General features: G+C 71.4%; 1 pseudogene. It reads left to right on the top strand.

Features of this window, described 5'->3' with window-relative positions:
- Nucleotides 1-6: 6 nt before the first annotated feature.
- Nucleotides 7-4,395 (top strand): annotated as a pseudogene (locus tag BBK82_RS53560) (SDR family NAD(P)-dependent oxidoreductase); the annotation flags it as partial.
- Nucleotides 4,396-4,443: the final 48 nt, after the last annotated feature.

Here is a 4,443-nt window from a genome sequence, read left to right as displayed (position 1 = left end):
CGGGCGATCCGAGAAGGAAGCGCGATGACCACCTCTGCTAACCAGTACGTCGAGGCTCTGCGGTCGTCACTGAAGGAGATCGACCGGCTGCGCAAGCAGAACCAGCAGCTGATCGCGGCAGCGGTGGAACCGATCGCGATCGTGGGCATCGGCTGCCGGTACCCCGGCGGGGTGGCCTCGCCGGAGGACCTCTGGCAGGTCGTCGCGGACGGCAGGGACGCGATCGGTGGCTTCCCCGCCGATCGCGGCTGGGACCTCTCGGAACTCGCCTCCGCCACCATCGAGGGTGGCTTCCTCGAAGACCCGGCGTCGTTCGACGCCGGGTTCTTCGGCATCTCGCCCCGTGAAGCCGTCGTCATGGACCCGCAGCAGCGCCTGCTGCTCGAGACGTCCTGGGAGGCGCTGGAACGGGCCGGTGTGAACGCGCAGTCGTTGCGCGGCACCAAAACCGGCGTGTTCATGGGCACCACCTCGCAGGACTACGCCGACCTGCTCTCCCGGTCCGCCGAGGACGTCGGCCTCTACGCCACCACAGCGTTCGCCGCTTCCGTGCTGTCCGGCCGCATCTCCTACCTCCTCGGCCTCGAAGGCCCCGCCGTCACCGTCGACACCGCCTGCTCGTCCTCGCTGGTGGCGCTGCACCTGGCCGCCCAGGCCCTGCGCGGCGGCGAGTGCGACCTGGCGCTGGCCGGTGGTGTCGCGGTCATGACCACGCCCGCCGGGTTCACCGCCTTCACGGCGCAGGGCGGGCTCGCGGGCAACGGCCGCTGCAAGGCGTTCTCCGACGACGCCGACGGCACCGGCTGGTCCGAAGGCGTCGGCGTGCTGGTGCTCAAGCGCCTGTCCGACGCCCAGCGCGCCGGTGACAAGGTCCTCGCGGTCGTCCGCGGCTCCGCGATCAACCAGGACGGCGCTTCCAACGGCCTGACCGCGCCGAACGGCCCGTCGCAGCAGCGCGTCATCCGGCAGGCGCTGCAGAACGGCAACCTCACCCCGTCCGATGTGGACGCCGTGGAGGCGCACGGCACCGGCACCACGCTGGGCGACCCGATCGAGGCGCAGGCGATCCTGTCGGTCTACGGCCAGGACCGCGCCGAACCCCTCTACCTCGGGTCGGTCAAGTCGAACATCGGCCACCCCCAGGGCGCGGCCGGTGTCGCCGGCGTGATCAAGGTCGTCATGGCGCTGCAGCACGGCCTGCTGCCCAAGACCCTGCACCTCGGCACTCCTTCCACCCAGGTCGACTGGACCAAGGGCAACGTCTCGCTGCTGCACGACGCACGTCCGTGGCCTTTGGTCGAGCGGCCGCTGCGTGCCGGTGTCTCCGCTTTCGGCGTCTCCGGCACGAACGCCCACGTGATCATCGAGCAGGCACCGGCCGTCGTGGTCGAGGCGGCTGAGGTTTCCGCTGCGCCGGCCGTGGTCCCGTGGGTGCTGTCGGCGCGCACTCCTGCTGCTCTGGACGAGCAGCGTGCTCGGCTGCAGTCCGTCGTGGGCTCGTTGTCACCGCTGGACATCGGGTTCACCCTCGCGACCGCGCGTGCGTCGTTCGAGCACCGGGCCGTTGTCCTGCCGGACGGCACGGAGCTGGCGCGCGGGGTGGTCGCCGAGGAGAACACGCTCGCGTTCCTCTTCTCCGGTCAGGGTTCCCAGCGGATCGGGATGGGTCGTGAGCTCCATGCTCGCTTCCCGGTCTTCTCTTCCGCTTTCGACGAGGTTCTGAGCCACCTCGACCCGTCGCTGCGCTCGGTGGTGTGGGGCTCCGACGCCGCGGCGCTGGAGCAGACCCGGTTCACGCAGCCCGCGCTGTTCGCGGTGCAGGTCGCGCTGTACCGGCTGGTGGAGTCGTTCGGCGTGGTGCCCGAGCACGTCGCCGGCCACTCGATCGGCGAGATCGCGGCCGCACACGTCGCCGGTGTGCTGTCGTTGCGGGACGCGTGTGCGCTGGTGACCGCGCGGGCGACGTTGATGCAGTCGCTGCCGGCGGGTGGCGTGATGATCGCGGTGCAGGCGTCGGAGGACGAGGTCACGCCGCTGCTCACCGCCGGTGTGTCGATCGCGGCGGTCAACGGGCCTTCCTCCGTGGTCATCGCGGGTGCCGAGGAAGAGGCGCTCGCGGTGGCGGCGCGGTTCGAGGGCCGCAAGACGAAGCGGCTTTCCGTGTCGCACGCGTTCCACTCGCCGTTGATGGAGCCGATGCTCGCGGACTTCCGTTCCGCGATCTCCGGGCTCACGTTCACCGCGCCCGCCATCGCCTTCCAGGCTTCCGGTGACGTGACCTCGGTCGACTACTGGGTTTCGCACGTGCGGGAAGCCGTGCGGTTCCACGACAACGTGACGGCGCTGGGGCAGCGGACGTTCGTCGAGATCGGACCGGACGGGGTGCTGTCGGCGCTGGTCGACGGCGCGGTTCCGCTGCTGCGCAAGGACCGCGGTGAAGAGCTCGCGTTCGTCTCCGGTCTGGCGCGCCTGCACGTCACGGGTGTGGCGGTGGAGTGGGCGCGGTTGTTCGAGGGAACGGGTGCGGTGCGGGCCGACCTGCCGACGTACGCGTTCCAGCGGCAGCGGTTCTGGCCGCGGCCGAAGACGCAGTCCGGTGACGTGCGCGGTGCGGGGCTCGGTTCGGTCGGGCATCCGTTGCTGGGCGCGGCGGTGGAGCTGGCCGGCTCGGCGGGGCACCTGTTCACGTCGCGGTTGTCGCTGGCGACGCACCCGTGGCTGGCCGATCACGTGGTGATGGGGCGGGTGCTGTTCGCGGGCACGGCGTTCCTGGAGCTGGCGGTGCGGGCCGCCGACGAGGTCGGGTGTGACCGCGTCGAGGAGCTGACGCTCGCCGCGCCGCTGGTGTTCACACCGGATGCGGCTGTGCAGGTGCAGGTTTCGGTCGGTGCGGCGGACTCCGCGGGCCGGCGGTCGGTGGCGATCTTCTCCCGGCCGGAGGGATCTCTTGACACGCCGTGGGTGCAGCACGCGTCGGGTGTGCTCGGCTCCGGTGCGTCCGCGGTGTCGTTCGACGCGTCGGTGTGGCCGCCGGTCGGCGCCGAGTACGTGGACATCGGTGGGTCGTACGAGCGGTTCACCGACATGGGTTTCGACTACGGGCCCGTTTTCCAGGGCCTGCAGGCGGTGTGGCGCGGTGGTGACGGCGTGGTGTACGCCGATGTCGCGCTGCCGGACGGTGTGGACGGGTCGGCGTTCGGGCTGCACCCGGCGTTGCTGGACGCCGGTATGCACGCGGCCGGGTTCGGCGACCTGGGGTCGATCAGCCGGGGTGGGCTGCCGTTCTCGTGGCAGGGTGTGTCGCTGCACGCGTCGGGCGCGTCGGTGGTGCGGGTGCGGTTGTCGCGGGGCGAGGACGGCTCGATGGAGATCGCCGTCGCCGACGCGACCGGTGCTCCGGTCGCGTCCGTGGAGGCGTTGCAGACGCGGCCCGTGCCGGTCGACGAGATCGGTGTCGGGGTGGAGCGGGACTCGTTGTTCCGCGTCGAGTGGGCGCCGGTGGAGCTGCCGGTCGGGTTCGGTTCCCAGACCGTGGCGGTGCTCGGGCCGGACGTGCTGTCGCTGGCCGCCGGTCCGGTCGTGTCGACCTTCACGGACGCTGACCTGACGCTGGTTCCCGTTGTGGGAACTGATGTTCGCGACACCTGTGCGCGTGTTCTCGGGTTGGTGCAGGAGTTCCTCCGTTCGCCGGGGTCGGGGCGGCTGGCGTTCGTGACGCGGGGTGCGGTCGACGGTGACGACCTGTCCGCGGCGGCCGCCCGTGGTCTGGTGCGGTCGGCGCAGTCCGAGCACCCCGGCCGGTTCGTGCTGGTGGACCTGGACTTCGCGGAGGCCTCGGCCGGCGCGGTGCTGAGCGCGATGACGACCGACGAGCCGGTGCTGGCGATCCGCGACGGTGTCGTGCTGGCCGCGCGTCTCGGCCGTGCCGCGCTGCCGCCGGAGCCGCTGTCCTGGTACGGGCGGGTGCTGATCACCGGCGGTACCGGCGGGCTCGGCCAGCTCGTGGCGCGGCACCTGGTGGTCGAGCACGGTGTTCGTGAGCTGCTGCTGGTGTCGCGGACCGGCTCCGCCGACGTGTCGTCTTTGCGTGAGCTCGGTGCGGACGTGGTCGTCGAGGCGTGTGACGTCTCCGACCGGTCTGCGCTGGAGTCGTTGCTGTCACGGTATTCCGTCGGTGGTGTCGTGCACACGGCCGCTGTGCTCGACGACGGTGTGGTCGAGTCGCTGACGCCTGCTCGCATCGACACCGTGTTGCGCCCGAAGGCCGACGCGGCCCTGCACCTGCATTCTTTGCTGCCTGACGTGCCGTTTGTGCTGTTCTCGTCCGCCGCGGGCACGTTCGGAGGTGCCGGCCAGGCGAACTACGCCGCCGCCAACGCCTTCCTCGACGCACTGGCCCGCGTGCGCCGCGCGTCCGGCCAGCACGCGGTGTCCCTGGCCTGG

It is taken from the genome of Lentzea guizhouensis (genome assembly GCF_001701025.1).
In the GTDB taxonomy this organism is placed as follows: domain Bacteria; phylum Actinomycetota; class Actinomycetes; order Mycobacteriales; family Pseudonocardiaceae; genus Lentzea; species Lentzea guizhouensis.
This window is presented reverse-complemented; position numbering and strand designations above follow the sequence as displayed.